Annotated in this window: 16 protein-coding genes; 9 read left to right on the top strand and 7 right to left on the bottom strand. The window is 63.2% G+C overall.

The genetic code is table 11. The features are described from left to right. Positions 1–126 precede the first annotated feature (126 nt). Positions 127–789, bottom strand: coding sequence for a PAQR family membrane homeostasis protein TrhA (trhA, locus tag F3H26_RS18360; RefSeq protein ID WP_149777428.1), 663 nt, complete (start codon positions 787–789; stop codon positions 127–129). 159 nt (positions 790–948) lie between these two features. Here trhA and recO point away from each other — a divergent pair, with 159 nt between their 5' ends. Beyond that, the gene (recO, locus tag F3H26_RS18355; RefSeq protein ID WP_149777427.1) at positions 949–1,674 is read left to right on the top strand and encodes a DNA repair protein RecO; all 726 of its coding nucleotides are present in this window, start codon (positions 949–951) and stop codon (positions 1,672–1,674) included. On the opposite strand, the gene F3H26_RS18350 is transcribed toward recO, so the two are convergent. The 3 genes from F3H26_RS18350 to F3H26_RS18340 all read right to left on the bottom strand — a co-directional run bounded on the left by F3H26_RS18350 (position 1,658) and on the right by F3H26_RS18340 (position 4,507). Further along, positions 1,658–2,050 (bottom strand): META domain-containing protein, encoded by a 393-nt coding sequence (locus F3H26_RS18350; RefSeq protein WP_149777426.1) that lies wholly within the window; start codon positions 2,048–2,050, stop codon positions 1,658–1,660. The two genes, recO and F3H26_RS18350, sit on opposite strands and share 17 nt — an antisense overlap. 25 nt (positions 2,051–2,075) lie before the next feature. Continuing rightward, positions 2,076–2,603, bottom strand: coding sequence for a hypothetical protein (locus F3H26_RS18345; protein ID WP_149777425.1), 528 nt, complete (start codon positions 2,601–2,603; stop codon positions 2,076–2,078). Between the two features lie 212 nt (positions 2,604–2,815). Continuing rightward, entirely contained in the window at positions 2,816–4,507 is a 1,692-nt protein-coding gene (locus tag F3H26_RS18340; RefSeq protein WP_149777423.1) for an acyl-CoA dehydrogenase family protein, read from the bottom strand. Positions 4,508–4,650: 143 nt separating this feature from the next. Here F3H26_RS18340 and F3H26_RS18335 point away from each other — a divergent pair, with 143 nt between their 5' ends. After that, the gene (locus F3H26_RS18335; RefSeq protein ID WP_149777422.1) at positions 4,651–5,415 is read left to right on the top strand and encodes a sulfite exporter TauE/SafE family protein; all 765 of its coding nucleotides are present in this window, start codon (positions 4,651–4,653) and stop codon (positions 5,413–5,415) included. 4 nt (positions 5,416–5,419) lie between these two features. Here the strand turns inward: F3H26_RS18335 and F3H26_RS18330 are convergent, their stop codons facing one another. The 3 genes from F3H26_RS18330 to F3H26_RS18320 form a co-directional block, all read right to left on the bottom strand. Beyond that, entirely contained in the window at positions 5,420–5,962 is a 543-nt protein-coding gene (locus F3H26_RS18330; RefSeq protein ID WP_223162575.1) for a hypothetical protein, read from the bottom strand. A gap of 30 nt (positions 5,963–5,992) precedes the next feature. Continuing rightward, the gene (locus F3H26_RS18325; protein ID WP_223162574.1) at positions 5,993–6,289 is read right to left on the bottom strand and encodes a hypothetical protein; all 297 of its coding nucleotides are present in this window, start codon (positions 6,287–6,289) and stop codon (positions 5,993–5,995) included. 372 nt (positions 6,290–6,661) lie between these two features. Continuing rightward, positions 6,662–8,260, bottom strand: a complete 1,599-nt coding sequence (locus F3H26_RS18320) for a phosphoenolpyruvate carboxykinase (RefSeq protein ID WP_149777421.1) — start codon at positions 8,258–8,260, stop codon at positions 6,662–6,664. A gap of 341 nt (positions 8,261–8,601) precedes the next feature. Between F3H26_RS18320 and F3H26_RS18315 the strand changes: the two genes are divergently transcribed. From F3H26_RS18315 to F3H26_RS18285, 7 genes are all read left to right on the top strand, one after another. Further along, positions 8,602–9,306: a response regulator transcription factor gene (locus tag F3H26_RS18315; protein WP_149777420.1), complete on the top strand. Its 705-nt coding sequence runs from the start codon at positions 8,602–8,604 to the stop codon at positions 9,304–9,306. A gap of 61 nt (positions 9,307–9,367) precedes the next feature. Beyond that, the gene (locus tag F3H26_RS18310; protein WP_149777429.1) at positions 9,368–11,053 is read left to right on the top strand and encodes a sensor histidine kinase; all 1,686 of its coding nucleotides are present in this window, start codon (positions 9,368–9,370) and stop codon (positions 11,051–11,053) included. Between the two features lie 3 nt (positions 11,054–11,056). Continuing rightward, complete coding sequence (locus tag F3H26_RS18305) at positions 11,057–11,527, top strand: HPr kinase/phosphorylase (protein WP_149777419.1); 471 nt, start codon at positions 11,057–11,059, stop codon at positions 11,525–11,527. Beyond that, positions 11,524–12,405 carry an RNase adapter RapZ gene (rapZ, locus tag F3H26_RS18300; RefSeq protein ID WP_149777417.1) on the top strand — a complete coding sequence of 294 codons (882 nt, stop codon included), beginning with the start codon at positions 11,524–11,526 and terminating at the stop codon, positions 12,403–12,405. The genes F3H26_RS18305 and rapZ overlap by 4 nt, the downstream gene beginning before the upstream one ends. Further along, positions 12,402–12,794 carry a PTS sugar transporter subunit IIA gene (locus tag F3H26_RS18295; RefSeq protein ID WP_149777416.1) on the top strand — a complete coding sequence of 131 codons (393 nt, stop codon included), beginning with the start codon at positions 12,402–12,404 and terminating at the stop codon, positions 12,792–12,794. The genes rapZ and F3H26_RS18295 overlap by 4 nt, the downstream gene beginning before the upstream one ends. 17 nt (positions 12,795–12,811) lie before the next feature. Further along, positions 12,812–13,081: an HPr family phosphocarrier protein gene (locus F3H26_RS18290; RefSeq protein WP_040634596.1), complete on the top strand. Its 270-nt coding sequence runs from the start codon at positions 12,812–12,814 to the stop codon at positions 13,079–13,081. Between the two features lie 37 nt (positions 13,082–13,118). Continuing rightward, entirely contained in the window at positions 13,119–14,018 is a 900-nt protein-coding gene (locus F3H26_RS18285) for a lysophospholipid acyltransferase family protein (protein ID WP_149777414.1), read from the top strand. The last annotated feature ends 161 nt before the right edge of the window (positions 14,019–14,179 follow it).

Raw genomic sequence — 14,179 nt, 5'->3', positions numbered from 1 at the left:
TTTGATGATCTTTTCCTGAATGCTTGTCATTGATCGACACTCCTTGCTTGCGCTCCAAAAGAGCAGAAATGTCAGATCAAGTCGTGTGTTTTACACCTTATTCCTGATCGGGCCGTTCCGCGCCCGTCAGGATGCTCCGGGCACCCAAAGAGGTGACAGCGCCAGCCAGACGCCCGCAAACATGGCAATCCCGCCCAGGTTCACCCAGATGTGCCAGATCGCATAGCGGTAGGGCAGCGTCTTGCGGGCATAGAAGGCGGTGCCGATCACATAGCAGCCAGACCCGGCCAGAATGCACCACAGTGTCGCCACCGGTACGCCCCGCAGGTCGGGCAGGGCCAGCAGCCCCAGCGCGCCCAACCCCAGGTAGGATGCCGTCGACCAGCGTGATTTCACCGTCTCATTGGTGATCTTGTTCCAGACCGCCACCGCCGTCAGCGCCCAGCACACGACCAGCAGGCCCAAGGTCCAGGGGGTGCCGGCCAGCACGAAGAAGGGGGTGAAGGTGCCCGCGATGCTGGGATAGATTGCCGCATGATCTATGCGCCGCAGCAGCGTGCGCCGCTCGTGCAAGGGCAGAAAGTGATAGGCCCAGGACGCCAGGTTCGACGCCAGCGCACACGCCACATAGACCACGACCGCAGCCAGCAACGCGCCTTGCAGATGGGTCACCGCCTTTGCCACCAAAGTGCCGCCCGCGCCCAGAATCAACGCCAGCCCAAGCGCATGCACCGCCATGTCCGCGCGGCGGAAGGCGGGGGAAATGCTGGGAAAGGTCGCGTCGGTCATATCAGGCCTCGTGGCTGCCCGTTCTGGGTAATGCCGCCCCGGGTCCAAGTCCACAATTCCGGCACGTCAGCCGGTGTCTTCCGATTGAATTTGCTTCTTTCCGCGCCGCGCCGTACCGTCGCGGTCCGACGCGATCTCAAGGCAACCCAAGGGCCCCGCATGGACTGGCGCGACCATGGCATACTTCTGACTGCCCGCCGCCACGGCGAGACCGCGGCCATCATCGAGGTGTTCACCGAAACCCATGGCCGCCATGCGGGCGTGGTGCGCGGGGGTGCCAGCCGCAAGATCGCCCCCATCCTGCAACCCGGCGCGCAGTTGGACGTGCTGTGGCGGGCTCGGCTGCAGGAACATATCGGCACCTTCCAGGTCGAGCCGCTGCGCTCGCGCGCGGCGGCGGCGTTTTCGGGGCGGCTGGCGCTGTCGGGGCTGAACGCCGTCGTGGCCCTGCTGTCCTTTTGCCTGCCCGAACGCGAACCGCACCCCGGCATCTATCGACAGACGGAACAGCTGATGGATCTGCTGGGCCAGGACGAGATCTGGCCGCTGGCTTACCTGCGCTGGGAACTGGCCCTGCTTGAAGAACTGGGCTTTGGGCTGGACCTGACCCGCTGCGCCGTGACCGGCACGACCGAGGGGCTGGCCTATGTCTCGCCCAAGACCGGCCGGGCGGTCAGTGCCGAAGGCGCCGGGGATTGGGCCGACCGGCTGCTGCCTCTGCCGCCGGTGTTGCGGGGGCAGGGGGGTGCCCCGGATGACGAGATCGCCGCCGGGCTGCGCACGACCGGCTATTTCCTGGCGCATCGCGTGGCGCCATCGCTGGGTCACACGCCGCTGCCCGAGGCCCGCGCCCGCTTTGTCGATCAGTTCACTCGGCGGCTTTGAACACCATCTCGTGCCCGTCCTCGTTGCGCAGGATCAGCACGTCGCCTGACACTTCGGCCTGCGTCATCGCCAGCAGCGCGGCGAAATAGAACCCTTCGGCCTCAAGCCCGGCGCAGGCGGCGCGGGTGGCGGTCAGGTCGGTGATTTCGAACCAAGGATAGGGTGCGTTCAATGTGCCCGAGTAGCTGTTGCAGGGCGCGTTGCCGGAAATCTTGCCGTCTTCGGGAAAGCGCAGCAGCGCGCTGGCCTCATAGGGCTGGCCGTTCACTTCCTGCAACACCCAGGTGCGGTCGGCCGCGCCATAGGCGGCGACGCTTTCGTCGCGGTCGCATTGCAGCAGGGCAAGGGCGGGCAGGATCAGGCTCAGGCGCAGCATGGGGGTTTTCTATCCCGACTTGGCGTCATTGCGCCAGCAGTTCGGCGCGCACCTCCATCCGGGGGCGCCAGTTATAGCGCGTGTCCTCGCGCACCGGTGCCCAGAACAGGTCACCCCCGTTGCGCCAGCCGTCCAGCACGATCGCGTCATAGGGTCCGTCGCCCTTGGCACTGATCGCGGCGGAATGGTGGATGATCCGAAACGGGGTCGGCGGCGAGGTGATCCAGTGCAGGTCCAGCGTGCGGAAGTTTTCCTGCCGCAGCCGCTCGAGCATGTCCTCGGCCCAGTCATTGCACAGCCCGCGCTCGCGAAAGCCATTGATGACCTTGGCGTTGTGGATGATCGCCGGATCGGTGACCCGGTATTCGGCCCTCAGCTGCAGCGCATAGTCATGGGCGATCTGCGCCGCGCGGGCGGCTTCCTGCGGATCGACATCGGGGCCGAGGTTCTGAATGGCGCGGGTCAGACCGGCAACGTCGCCCGAGGGTGTGCCGGACGGCGTGCTGCATCCTGCAATCAAGAGGCCAAGAACAAGGATCAGAAGGCGCGCCATGGTTTCTCCGTGGGGTCTCGAGTCGGCAATGCGCCCGCCGCAGCGCAGCGTATCGCGCGTGCTTCTTACTCCGGACAGGCCACGGGACCCAAGGGGGAAAAACGACAGACCGCCCGCAAGCCGGACCCCAGTCGCCGCAGGGCCGACAGATCACAAAGAAAAGACCCGGCGCCGGGCCGGGTCAAGTTGGGGAAACCGCGACGGGCGGGCGCTCAGGCCAGCAGACGCCGCGCGATGACCTGCGCCTGGATCTCGGCGGCGCCTTCAAAGATGTTCAGGATGCGGGCGTCGCACAGCACCCGGCTGATCTTGTACTCCAAGGCAAAGCCGTTGCCGCCATGGATCTGCAACCCGTTGTCGGCCGCGGCCCAGGCGACGCGCGCGCCCAGCAGCTTGGCCATCCCGGCTTCGAGGTCGCAGCGGTGGCCGTTGTCCTTCTCCCAGGCGCTGAAATAGGTCAGCTGACGGGCGATCATGATCTCGACCGCCATCATCGCCAGCTTGCCGGATACGCGCGGGAAGTTGATCAGGGCCTTGCCGAACTGTTTGCGCTCTTGCGCGTATTGCATGGCGATGTCCAGCGCGCACTGGGCCACGCCGATGGCGCGGGCGGCGGTCTGGATACGCGCGGATTCGAAGGTTTCCATGAGCTGCTTGAAGCCCTTGCCTTCCTCGCCGCCCAGCAGGTTCTCGCCCTTGACGTGGAAGCCGTCGAAGGCCAGCTCGTATTCCTTCATGCCGCGATAGCCCAGCACCTCAATCTCGCCGCCGGTCATGCCGGGGGTCGGGAACGGATCCTCATCGGTGCCGGGCGTTTTTTCAGCCAGGAACATCGACAATCCGCGATGGTCGGTGGTTTCGGGATCGGTGCGCGCCAGCAACGTCATCACATGGGTGCGCGCGGCATGGGTGATCCAGGTCTTGTTGCCGGTGATCCTGTAGTCGCCGTTCTCGTCCTTGACCGCGCGGGTGCGCAGGCTGCCAAGGTCCGAGCCGGTGTTGGGTTCGGTGAACACGGCCGTCGGCAGGATCTCGGCGCTGGCGATCTTGGGCAGCCATTGGGCCTTTTGGTCGTCGGTGCCGCCCGCGATGATCAACTCGGCCGCGATCTCGGACCGGGTGCCCAGGCTGCCGACGCCAATATACCCGCGCGACAGTTCTTCGGAGACCACGCACATCGACGCCTTGGACAGGCCGAACCCGCCATATTCCTCGGGGATGGTCAGGCCGAATACGCCCATCTCGGCCAGTTCCTCGATGATTTCCATCGGGATCAGCTCATCCTTCAGGTGCCACTCATGCGCGTTGGGCTCGACCCGATCCTGCGCATAGCGGCGGAACTGGTCGCGGATCATCTCCAGCTCTTCGTCAAGGCCAGAGGCGCCGAACATAGTGGCGCCCGCCTGCGCCTCCATCAACTCGACCAGACGGGTGCGCGCGGCCTGGCTGTTGGCCGAACGCATCAGCGTCTGAACCTCGTCGCACTGGAACCCGGACAGGGCGTCCCAGCCAAGGCCCAGATCCTGCAGGCGCACGACCTCGCCCTGGTTCATCGGGATGCCGCCGGCGACCTGGTGCAGATATTCGCCAAAGGCGATCTGGTGCAGCAGCTGCTCCATCTCGCCGAACTTGCCCTGGGCGTCCAGCGCCTCGGCCCATTTCTGCATCTGCTGCAGAGACTGGTTGTAGGTCGCCAGCCAGGCCAGCCCATGCGCTGCGGTCTGGTTCGCCTCGACCAAAGCGCCCGAGACGCGACCCTCGGCCGTGACCATCTCGCGCACCGCATCGCGCGCCCGGTCAAAGACGGACTGAACCGCGGGCAGCGCGGCCCCCGTCAGGGTCAGAAGATCGGGCAGAACCGGCTGAGAAGTCATGTTCGTCATATCTTGTCCGTCATGGGCCATGAATCACGTCCTTTGCTGGGTTGTCTGGTCATATCATGCTGCAACTGCAGCGCAACAAAAATTCACAAAATGCGTCGAAAAGGTCCAAAAATTACGCAACGATTTTTGCGGTGCAGAAGAAATGCAGGGTGCTATGTAGGGGCATGACGCTGTTTTCGATGCTGACTTGGCCCGAGCTCTGCCTTGCTTTCGCGGTGGCCTTTCTGGCTGGCGCGGTCAAAGGCATGGTCGGGTTTGCCATGCCGATGGTTCTTGTTTCGGGGCTGAGCATGATGCTGCCGCCGCAACTGGCCTTGGCCGGGCTCATCCTGCCCACGTTGGTCACGAACGGATTTCAGGCCCTGCGCGAAGGGCGTGCAGCGGCGGTGTCGGCCATTCGGCAGTTCCGGGTGTTCCTGATGGTGGGGCTTATGTTTCTGCTGGCCAGCGCGCAGTTGGTCAGCCTTGTGCCGGCGCGGGCGTTCTTGTTGCTGGTCGGTCTTCCCGTGACGTTTTTTGCCGCGATACAGTTGCTGGGGTTCGGACTGAGCCTCTCCCGGCCGTCAGCGCGGATCGAGGCCGCCATCGGTGCGCTTGCCGGGTTCGTCGGGGGCATTTCCGGGGTTTGGGGACCGCCCACCGTGGCCTATCTGACCGCGCTGGATACGCCCAAGGCCGAGCAGCTGCGGATACAGGGGGTGATCTACGGATTGGGTGCCGTGGCGCTTGCCGTGGCGCATGTGGGATCGGGGGTGTTGCGTGCCGACACGGTGCCGTTTTCCATGGCGCTGACGGTTCCCGCGGCGGTCGGAATGTGGCTGGGGCTGCGCCTGCACGACCGGATCGATCAGGCCACGTTTCGCAAGGCGACGCTGCTGGTGCTGATGGTCGCCGGTGCAAACCTGCTGCGGCGCGGGTTGGTCGGGTGATCGGTCAGGCCCGGCGGTCGATGACGCGAAAGGCGAAATACAGGCCGAACATCAAAAATAGCAGCCCCGACATGTCACCGATCAGAAACGCCACGTATTCCGAGGTCGAACTGCCGAAGGCCATGTTGGTCAGGATGGACACCAGAACCGATGTGATCCCACCGACGCCCATGATGCAGGCCCAGCACGGGCTGCGGCCGGGCGCGGGAAACAGATCCCACCCCGCCCATTTCAGCAGGTAGAACACCGCCGGTGCCGTCGTGACCGCGATGGCGATCGCCAGCAGCCGGTTTGCCAGAAACACATCCGCGCCACCCAGCAATGCGAATACGATGAACACCCCGGGAAGCAGGGCCGGAACGGCGCGCCATCCAAGCAGCCAAGCCGCCAGAACCCGCACGCCATGCGGCAGAAACAGCAGGCTGGCGCGGCTTGGGTATTCCGGGAAGAAAACGTTCTGCAGAGGCATCAGAACCGAAAAGGTCAGAAATGACGCTCCGACATATGCCAGCGAGGCGAAAAACGTGTCAGTGATCCACGATCGCATGAGGGTCAGCCGAATGGGTGCAGCAGCAGGTCAACGCGGCGCATTGACGATGTAGCGGCCCCTGTTGGCGTTTCCGCTGTGCGCCAGATAGCCTTTCTGCACCAGCGATTTCAGCGCGCGGAAAAAAGTCGGTCTGGAGACGTTTTGCACCAGCGTGTGTTCGATCAATCCATAGGTGCGGATCTCGGAACCGTTCTTGGACAATTCTTCGGCCGCATAATAAATGTCGCGCTCAACCGGAGATAGTTCCTCGAGACCCAGTGTACGCTCCATGCTGTGTACCAGTTTGCGCAATTCGGCCAGTTTCGAGATTTCGGTCATGTTCATTCCTGATATTCCTGCTGCCAACATAACGCCCGTTTCGGAGGAGCACTTGGCACGACCCGAAGCGGCATTGTGCTGTCACGTTGACACTAATCCCCTAATGGTTCACTATACTCTTGATTAGACGGCCTGTTCTTTTGGTGAGTGAACAGATGCAGGTCGCCCCCAAGGTATTTTCAGTCCCGGCCCGGTGCGCAAGCGCCGGGCTATTTGCGATTTGTACAATTTTGATTATCGCAACTTCGCATGCCAAGCAACGCATTTGTATGCGCAACAGGGGAATTACAACCATAGGCAGATTGGCGTTTCGCTGGGCTTCGCCACACGAAAACGGGGGCCGTGCGGCCCCCGTCTGCAAAAGTGGCTTGCGTGGTTTCAGCCGATCGCGACGGCCCGGATATCTTCGTCGATGAATGGCAGGTACTGCTCGAAATTCTCGGCGAACATCTGCACCAGCTTTTCGGCCTGCTTGTCGAAGGCGGCCTGATCATCCCATGTCCGGCGCGGATCCAGCAGCACTTCGGGGACGCCCGGTACCGCCACCGGTACGTCAAAGCCAAAATTGGCATCCTTGCGGTATTCCGCGTCAGCCAGCGAACCGTCCAGAGCGGCGGTCAGCAGGGCGCGGGTGGCCTTGATCGGCATCCGGCTGCCCACACCGTAGGCGCCGCCGGTCCAGCCGGTATTCACCAGCCAGCAGGTAGCGCCGTGCTGGGCGATCTTGTCGCGCAGCAGCTTGCCGTATTCCTCGGGGCGGCGCGGCATGAACGGCGCGCCGAAGCAGGTCGAGAAGGTGGGCTGCGGCTCGGTCACGCCGCGCTCGGTTCCGGCCACCTTCGAGGTGAAGCCCGACAGGAAGTGGTACATCGCCTGCGCCGGCGTCAGCCGCGCGATCGGAGGCAGCACGCCGAAGGCGTCGCAGGTCAACATGATGATGTTCTTCGGATGGCCGCCCAATGCGGTTTTCGACGCGTTCGAGATGTATTCCAGCGGATAGGCGCAGCGCATGTTCGCGGTCAGGCTGTCATCGTCGAAATCCAGTTCCCGCGTCTCGGGGTCAAAGACCATGTTCTCGACCACGGTGCCGAATTTCGAGGTGGTCGCGTAGATCTCGGGTTCGGCCTCGGGGTTGAGGTTGATGGTCTTGGCATAGCAGCCGCCTTCGAAGTTGAAGGTGCCGCGGTCGGACCAGCCGTGTTCGTCATCGCCGATCAGAACCCGCGCGGGGTCCGCCGACAGCGTGGTCTTTCCGGTGCCCGACAGGCCGAAGAACACGGCCGTGTCAACCGGGTTGCCGACGGCGTGGTTGGCCGAGCAGTGCATCGGCATCACACCTTTTTCAGGCAGCAGGTAGTTGAGCAGCGTGAACACGGATTTCTTGTTTTCGCCCGCGTATTCGGTGCCACCGATCAGGATCAGCTTGCGGTCGAAGTTCAACGCGATCACGGTTTCGCTGCGGCAGTCGTGCCTTTTCGGGTCCGCCTTGAAGCTGGGGCAGTTGATGACGGTGAAGTCGGCGACGAACTCGTCCAGGTCCTCACGGTCGGGGCGGCGCAGCATGTGGCGGATGAACAGGCTGTGCCAGGCCAGCTCGGTGACCATGCGCACGTTGATCGCATAGGTGGGATCGGCCCCGCCGACCAGATCCTGCACGAAGTAGTCCTTGCCCTTCATATGCGCCAGCATGTCGTCGTACAGCGCGTCAAAGCCCTCGGGGCTCATGGCGGCGTTGTTTTCCCACCAGATGCTGTCGGCCACGCTGTCGGTCTTGACCACATGCTTGTCCTTGGGCGAGCGGCCGGTGAACTTGCCGGTCGAGACGAGAAAGGCCCCGCCGTTGCCCAGTGTGCCTTCGTTTCGCTTGAGGGCCTCTTCGATCAGCGCCGGTTCGATGAAGTTGTAATAGACATTGCCCAGACCCCCGATGCCCTGATCTTCGAGGCGAAATTGCGGGTTTACCCGTCCAGATGTCATGCGTGTCTTCTCCTGTGGCGGCGCCGGATAGCAGTCTTCAGCGCACGTGGGGCATTTTGCCGGAAAACCCGGCGGATGCGCGTGTCTTAACATGCACGCGGAAGGCATGAACAGGACGGTTTGGCACAGTTAGCGCCATCAAATCCAGGTTTAGCGCAACCAGGAATTTCCTGTCGGAAAGCACGACCACTTTCGGCCATCCGTTAAGACTTTTTTGTCTCAGGTTCGTGAACAATGTGGCGTGATTCGTACATCCGGATTGATTCGCGGCCTTAAAAAAGCCAAGAATGCCCTACAAAAAGCAAACGATAGCTTCAGTGAGCAGGTAAAGGGGCAGCCCTATGTCTAAGATTGCACTGGTGGACGACGATCGGAATATCCTGACGTCCGTGTCCATGACGCTCGAGGCCGAGGGGTTCGAGGTCGAAACCTACAATGACGGGCAGGCCGCCCTGGATGCGTTCAACAAGAAACTGCCCGACATGGCGGTTCTGGACATCAAGATGCCCCGGATGGACGGCATGGACCTGTTGCAGCGTCTGCGCCAGAAAACCCAGATGCCGGTCATCTTCCTGACCTCGAAAGACGACGAGATCGACGAGGTTCTGGGCCTGCGCATGGGGGCGGATGACTATGTGAAAAAGCCGTTCTCGCAACGCCTTCTGGTCGAGCGGATCCGCGCCTTGCTGCGCCGGCAGGAGGCGATCTCGGGCGATCCGTCGGCGTCGGCGCCGGGCGAGACCAAGGTCATGGAACGGGGGCACCTGCGGATGGACCCGTTGCGCCACGCGGTCAGCTGGAAAGGCACGGACGTGTCCCTGACGGTGACCGAGTTCCTGTTGCTGCAAGCTCTGGCCCAGCGGCCGGGTTTCGTCAAAAGCCGCGATCAGCTGATGGATGTGGCCTATGACGATCAGGTCTATGTGGACGACCGCACGATCGACAGCCATATCAAACGTCTGCGCAAGAAAATGCGCGCGGCCGATCCAGAATTTTCGGCCATCGAGACGCTTTATGGCATAGGCTACCGGTACAACGAAGAATAAGCCGGACCGGCTTCAGCAAAGGTGATTGGGTTTCGTGCGGGACACCCAGCAAGGCAGCGACATGCGCGACGATGGCGTCGTTCTGGGGGATGACTGGGTCATTCCGCAGGATTCCGAATCGGCCGAACTGCGCGCACGCCGCTCGCGCCGGACGCTGTTCACGTTGCGCAATTCGCCTCTGGCCCGCAAGATCATCACCTTCAACCTGATCGCCCTGGTGACCCTGGTCGCCGGTCTTTTGTATCTGGATGATTCCCGGACCGCGCGGGTCCAGCAGACAGCGCGCGATCTGATCGGCGACGCCAAGCTGGTGTCGAATGTTTTCGAAGCCCAACTGCGGCGGACCGAGGGCGCCCGGGCGACGGCGGATCTGAACATCAAGGATACGTTGTCGTTGCTCAGCATACCCGAAGGCGGCGAGGTGTTCGTCTATGATGGCACAGGCACGCTGATCGGATGGACACGCGGAGAATCATCCGTGGCCAGGGTGCCGGGGCTGATCCCGGCCGAGGCCGATGCGCCCACGGGCGGTACTCTGATCAGTGACGCCCTGAACGCGGTTTGGAACGGGTTGTACAAGGTCTTCACCGGCGCGGCGCAGGATAAGGCCCCGACGCTGGCCCAGCGCGTGCAGGAAATCGTGCCCGGAGCGCTGAACGGCCAGTTGCAGGTGCAGGCGGTCAACGACGACCTGGGCGACACGGTGATCGTCGCGGCTTCGCCGATCCTGCAGGCCGGGGACCCGATCGGTGCCGTCGCCATCACCGGTCCGCCCGGCGAGATCGACGCGCTGGCCCGCAAGGAGCAGGAGCGCATCCTGCAGATGTTCGTCGTCGCATTGCTGGTTTCGATCGGCCTCAGCCTTGTTCTGGCCTCGACCATCGCCAACCCTCTGGCCGATCTGGCGGCTGCGGCCGAGATGGGCAAGGACCGGGGCACGGGGGTCAATCCGGGGCGCATCCGCATGCCCGACCTCAGCGCCCGCCCGGACGAGATCGGACGCCTGAGCCGGGCTCTGCGCGGCATGGTGACGGCGCTGTACAATCGCATCGACGCCAACGAACAGTTCGCGGCCGATGTCGCCCACGAGATCAAGAACCCGCTGGCCAGCCTGCAATCGGCCGTCGGCACTCTGCGGATGGTCAAGCGCGACGACCAGCGCGAGAAACTGCTGGGCGTCATCGAACATGACGTGCGGCGGCTGGACCGGCTGGTCAGCGACATTTCGAACGCTTCGCGCCTGGATGCCGAACTGGTCAAGGAAGAAGAGCAGCCCTTTGATCTGCTCAAGCTGCTGGACAACATCGGCCAGTATCTGGGTGAGGACGCCCGGTCGAAGGGGATCGACTACATCACCGATCTGCCGGCGCAGCCGATCATCGTCAACGGGCTCGAGGCGCGTCTGGCCCAGGTGTTCGTCAACCTGATCACCAACGCCATTTCGTTCTGCGAAAAGGGGGACGCGATCCGTGTCTGGGTGCGGCGGCGTGAAAACCGGGTGCTGGTCGTGGTCGAGGACACCGGGCCCGGCATTCCCGATCAGGCGCTGACCAAGGTGTTCAAGCGTTTCTATTCGCAACGCCCGCCCGAGCATTTCGGCAACAACTCGGGGCTGGGACTGGCGATTTCCAAGCAGATCGTCGAAGCCCATGGCGGCGTGATCTGGGCCGAAAACATCCGGCCGACCGACGCCGACCCGACATCGGATCCGCTGGGCGCGCGCTTTGTCGTGGGCCTGCCCGTCTGACCCATGGGCGTCGGAGATCTTCCGCAGGACCCGGTCGCAGGCAGGGTGGTCGTGCATGGCTCGTGCGTCGCGGTCGGCGGGCACGGAGCGCTGATCCTGGGGCGTTCGGGCGCAGGGAAATCCGCGCTTGCCTTGCAGATGATGGCCCATGGCGCCCGTTTGGTCGGCGATGACCGGATCACCCTGTGGCTGGACGGGCACGACGTGATGGCCGATGGGATTGACCCGATACGCGGCCTGATCGAGGCGCGCGGCATCGGGCTGCTGCGCGCCGAGGTCGCCAAGGCCACGCCTGTGCGCTGGTTGGTCGATCTGGATCGACCCGAACCCGAGCGCGTGCCCGAACCGATGCGGTTTCCTCTGCTGGGGCAGTCCTTGCCCTTGCTTCGGGCCGCCGACATGCCCAATCTGGCGGCAGCCTTGATGCAACTGATGAAGATGGGACGAGTCGACCCGCGATGGCCCAGCAAATGAACACGCAACGCCGCGTTGTCCTGGTGACCGGCCCGTCCGGAGCCGGACGTTCGACCGCCATCCACGTGCTCGAGGACCTGGGTTATGAGGCCATCGACAACCTGCCCATGGGTCTGCTCATGCGGTTGATGGAAGGGCCCGGCCCCAGCCGCCCCCTTGCGCTGGGCATCGATGCGCGCAACCGTGATTTCTCGACCATAGGCTTCATCGAGCTGGTCGCCAGGCTGGGGCGTATGGCGCAGGTGGATCTGACCACGCTGTATCTGGATTGCAGTGACGAGGTGCTGCTGCGGCGGTTTTCGGAAACCCGGCGGCGCCACCCGGTGGCGATGGATGCCAGCCCCGAAACCGGCATCCGGCAGGAAAAAGAGCTGTTGGCCCCCATCCGAGAGGTCGCGGATACCCTGATCGACACCAGCACGCTGAACATCCATCAACTGCGCGAAGAGGTCGAGCGCTGGTTCGCCCCGGAAGGCGGGCGACACCTTGCGGTTTCGATCGAGTCGTTTTCCTACAAGCGGGGGCTGCCCCTGGGGCTCGACATGGTGTTCGACTGCCGGTTTCTGGCCAATCCCTATTGGCGCCCCGAGCTTCGTTCGGCGGATGGTCGAAATCCGGACGTGGCAACCTATGTTCAGTCTGACCAGAATTATGCGCCTTTTCTGAGCCGGGTCGTTGACCTGCTGCTGGCTCTGCTGCCGGCTTTTCGGGCCGAGGGGAAGGCGCATCTGTCGGTGGCTTTCGGGTGTACCGGAGGGCAGCACCGTTCGGTAGCGGTGGCCGAAGCCGTTGCAAAGGCCCTTGCAGAGGCAGGGCAGCCGGTGGCAATTAGGCACCGCGAGATGGAACGTCGATCGTTGAATGTGAGGCCGGATTGATCGGAATTGTAATCGTGGCACATGGCGGGCTGGCCCAGGAATACCTGGCTGCCATGCAGCATGTCGTGGGCCAGCAACCCGGTCTGGTGGCGATCGCGATCGAGGCGGATCACGACCGCGAAGAGAAACAGGCCGAGATCTGTCGCGCGGCCGATGCAGTTGATGTCGGCGATGGCGTTGTCGTGGTCACCGATCTTTTCGGGGGCAGCCCCTCGAATCTCAGCCTGCGGGCCTGTGCGCCGCAGGACCGGCGAATCCTCTACGGAGCCAACCTGCCGATGCTGATCAAGCTGGCCAAAAGCCGCCACCTGCCCGTCGGCGATGCCGTTCGCCAGGCCATGGAGGCTGGACGAAAATACATCAATACGCAAAATGTGACGCTGGACTGAGACCGGATCGAATGAACATGGCCACCAGAACTTTGAAAATCATCAATGAAAAAGGGCTGCACGCGCGCGCGTCGGCCAAACTGGTCGAGGTGGTTGAAGGCTTTGACGCCCGCGCCGAGGTCTCGAAGGACGGGCTGTCGGCCTCGGGCGACAGCATCATGGGGCTTTTGATGTTGGCAGCCTCGCGCGGAACCACTATTGACGTCGAAACATCCGGGCCGGATGCTGAGGCGTTGGCGGATGCGCTGGAAGCCTTGGTGAACGACAAGTTCGGCGAAGGGTACTGAGCCCGGCACCGCGACACAGGAACGGGAAGACCAGGAATTGGCGGAAACCACGCACGAACCCAAGACAAGCGCGGTTGCGGATGGGGTGCCGCAGCAGGGCGAAATCTACGACCGCAGAACGCTGACCTACGCAAATTCGTTCGACGACCCCTGGACTGCGACCGCGATCAAGGCGATCGAGTGGTGCACGGGCAAGCTCACCATCCTGCGGATGGTCAACAAGTTCGAAAAGCAGAACGAGAACTACCGCGGCCAGAAGTTCTGGGGTGGCGCGCTCAAGACAATGGGCATCGACCTGACCACGCCCGAGGAGCAGATCGCGCGCATTCCCAAGGAGGGCCCGGTGGTGGTGGTCGCCAACCACCCGCACGGGATGGTGGATGGCATGATCCTGGCGGAACTGATCGGGCGCGTCCGCCAGGACTATCGCATCCTGACCCGCTCGGTCCTGACCGGGTTGGACGAGGCCGCGACCTCCTTCATGATACCGGTCCCGTTCCCGCACGACCCCGAGGCTCAGCCCAAGATGCTCGAGATGCGCGCCAAGGCGATGGAGCATCTGAAGAACGGCGGCGTCGTCGCCCTGTTTCCGTCAGGGGTGGTGATGTCATCCGACACCTGGTTCGGACCTGCGCAGGAACGTGAATGGAACGTGTTCACCGCCAAGATGATCCGCCGCTCGGGCGCCAGGGTCCTGCCGATCTTCTTCCCGGGCAGCAATTCGCGCTGGTACCAGATCGCCAACAAACTGTCGCCGATTCTGCGTCAGGGCCTCTTGCTGCACGAAATCGTCCGCTCCTGCAACAAGCCGCAATCGCCGGTGATCGGAGAACCGATTTCAGATGCAGACATGGAGTTGCTTGAACGAGACCCCCGTGGCTTCATGGCCTGGCTGCGCCAGCACACCTTGGCGCTCGGGCAATCGCACGCTTCCTGACCCGCGCCTTCATCTGGCCAGAAATATCCCGGGGGTGAGCCTGGATGAAATCCGGGCGAGGGGGCTTGACGCATTCCGCGTCGTGGGGCATGAAGAGAAAAAAGCTTGCCATCATTTGCTGGCAAGCTTTTGTTTTTTAATCCAGAAAAATGCGGCTTCCA

This window comes from Ruegeria intermedia, from assembly GCF_900129345.1.
Taxonomy (GTDB): Bacteria; Pseudomonadota; Alphaproteobacteria; order Rhodobacterales; family Rhodobacteraceae; genus Ruegeria; species Ruegeria intermedia.
The sequence above is the reverse complement of the archived record's forward strand: the minus strand, read 5'-3'. Positions and strand labels throughout refer to the sequence as shown.

Excerpts from the sequence above, each read along its gene's own strand:
- F3H26_RS18305 (WP_149777419.1), top strand. The coding sequence starts at position 11,057 with ATGGGCGTCGGAGATCTTCCGCAGGACCCGGTCGCAGGCAGGGTGGTC.
- F3H26_RS18310 (WP_149777429.1), top strand. The coding sequence starts at position 9,368 with ATGCGCGACGATGGCGTCGTTCTGGGGGATGACTGGGTCATTCCGCAG.
- trhA (WP_149777428.1), bottom strand. The coding sequence starts at position 789 with ATGACCGACGCGACCTTTCCCAGCATTTCCCCCGCCTTCCGCCGCGCG.
- F3H26_RS18345 (WP_149777425.1), bottom strand. The coding sequence starts at position 2,603 with ATGGCGCGCCTTCTGATCCTTGTTCTTGGCCTCTTGATTGCAGGATGC.
- F3H26_RS18290 (WP_040634596.1), top strand. The coding sequence starts at position 12,812 with ATGGCCACCAGAACTTTGAAAATCATCAATGAAAAAGGGCTGCACGCG.
- F3H26_RS18335 (WP_149777422.1), top strand. The coding sequence starts at position 4,651 with ATGACGCTGTTTTCGATGCTGACTTGGCCCGAGCTCTGCCTTGCTTTC.
- F3H26_RS18350 (WP_149777426.1), bottom strand. The coding sequence starts at position 2,050 with ATGCTGCGCCTGAGCCTGATCCTGCCCGCCCTTGCCCTGCTGCAATGC.
- recO (WP_149777427.1), top strand. The coding sequence starts at position 949 with ATGGACTGGCGCGACCATGGCATACTTCTGACTGCCCGCCGCCACGGC.
- F3H26_RS18320 (WP_149777421.1), bottom strand. The coding sequence starts at position 8,260 with ATGACATCTGGACGGGTAAACCCGCAATTTCGCCTCGAAGATCAGGGC.
- F3H26_RS18330 (WP_223162575.1), bottom strand. The coding sequence starts at position 5,962 with ATGCGATCGTGGATCACTGACACGTTTTTCGCCTCGCTGGCATATGTC.
- F3H26_RS18340 (WP_149777423.1), bottom strand. The coding sequence starts at position 4,507 with ATGGCCCATGACGGACAAGATATGACGAACATGACTTCTCAGCCGGTT.
- rapZ (WP_149777417.1), top strand. The coding sequence starts at position 11,524 with ATGAACACGCAACGCCGCGTTGTCCTGGTGACCGGCCCGTCCGGAGCC.
- F3H26_RS18325 (WP_223162574.1), bottom strand. The coding sequence starts at position 6,289 with ATGAACATGACCGAAATCTCGAAACTGGCCGAATTGCGCAAACTGGTA.
- F3H26_RS18315 (WP_149777420.1), top strand. The coding sequence starts at position 8,602 with ATGTCTAAGATTGCACTGGTGGACGACGATCGGAATATCCTGACGTCC.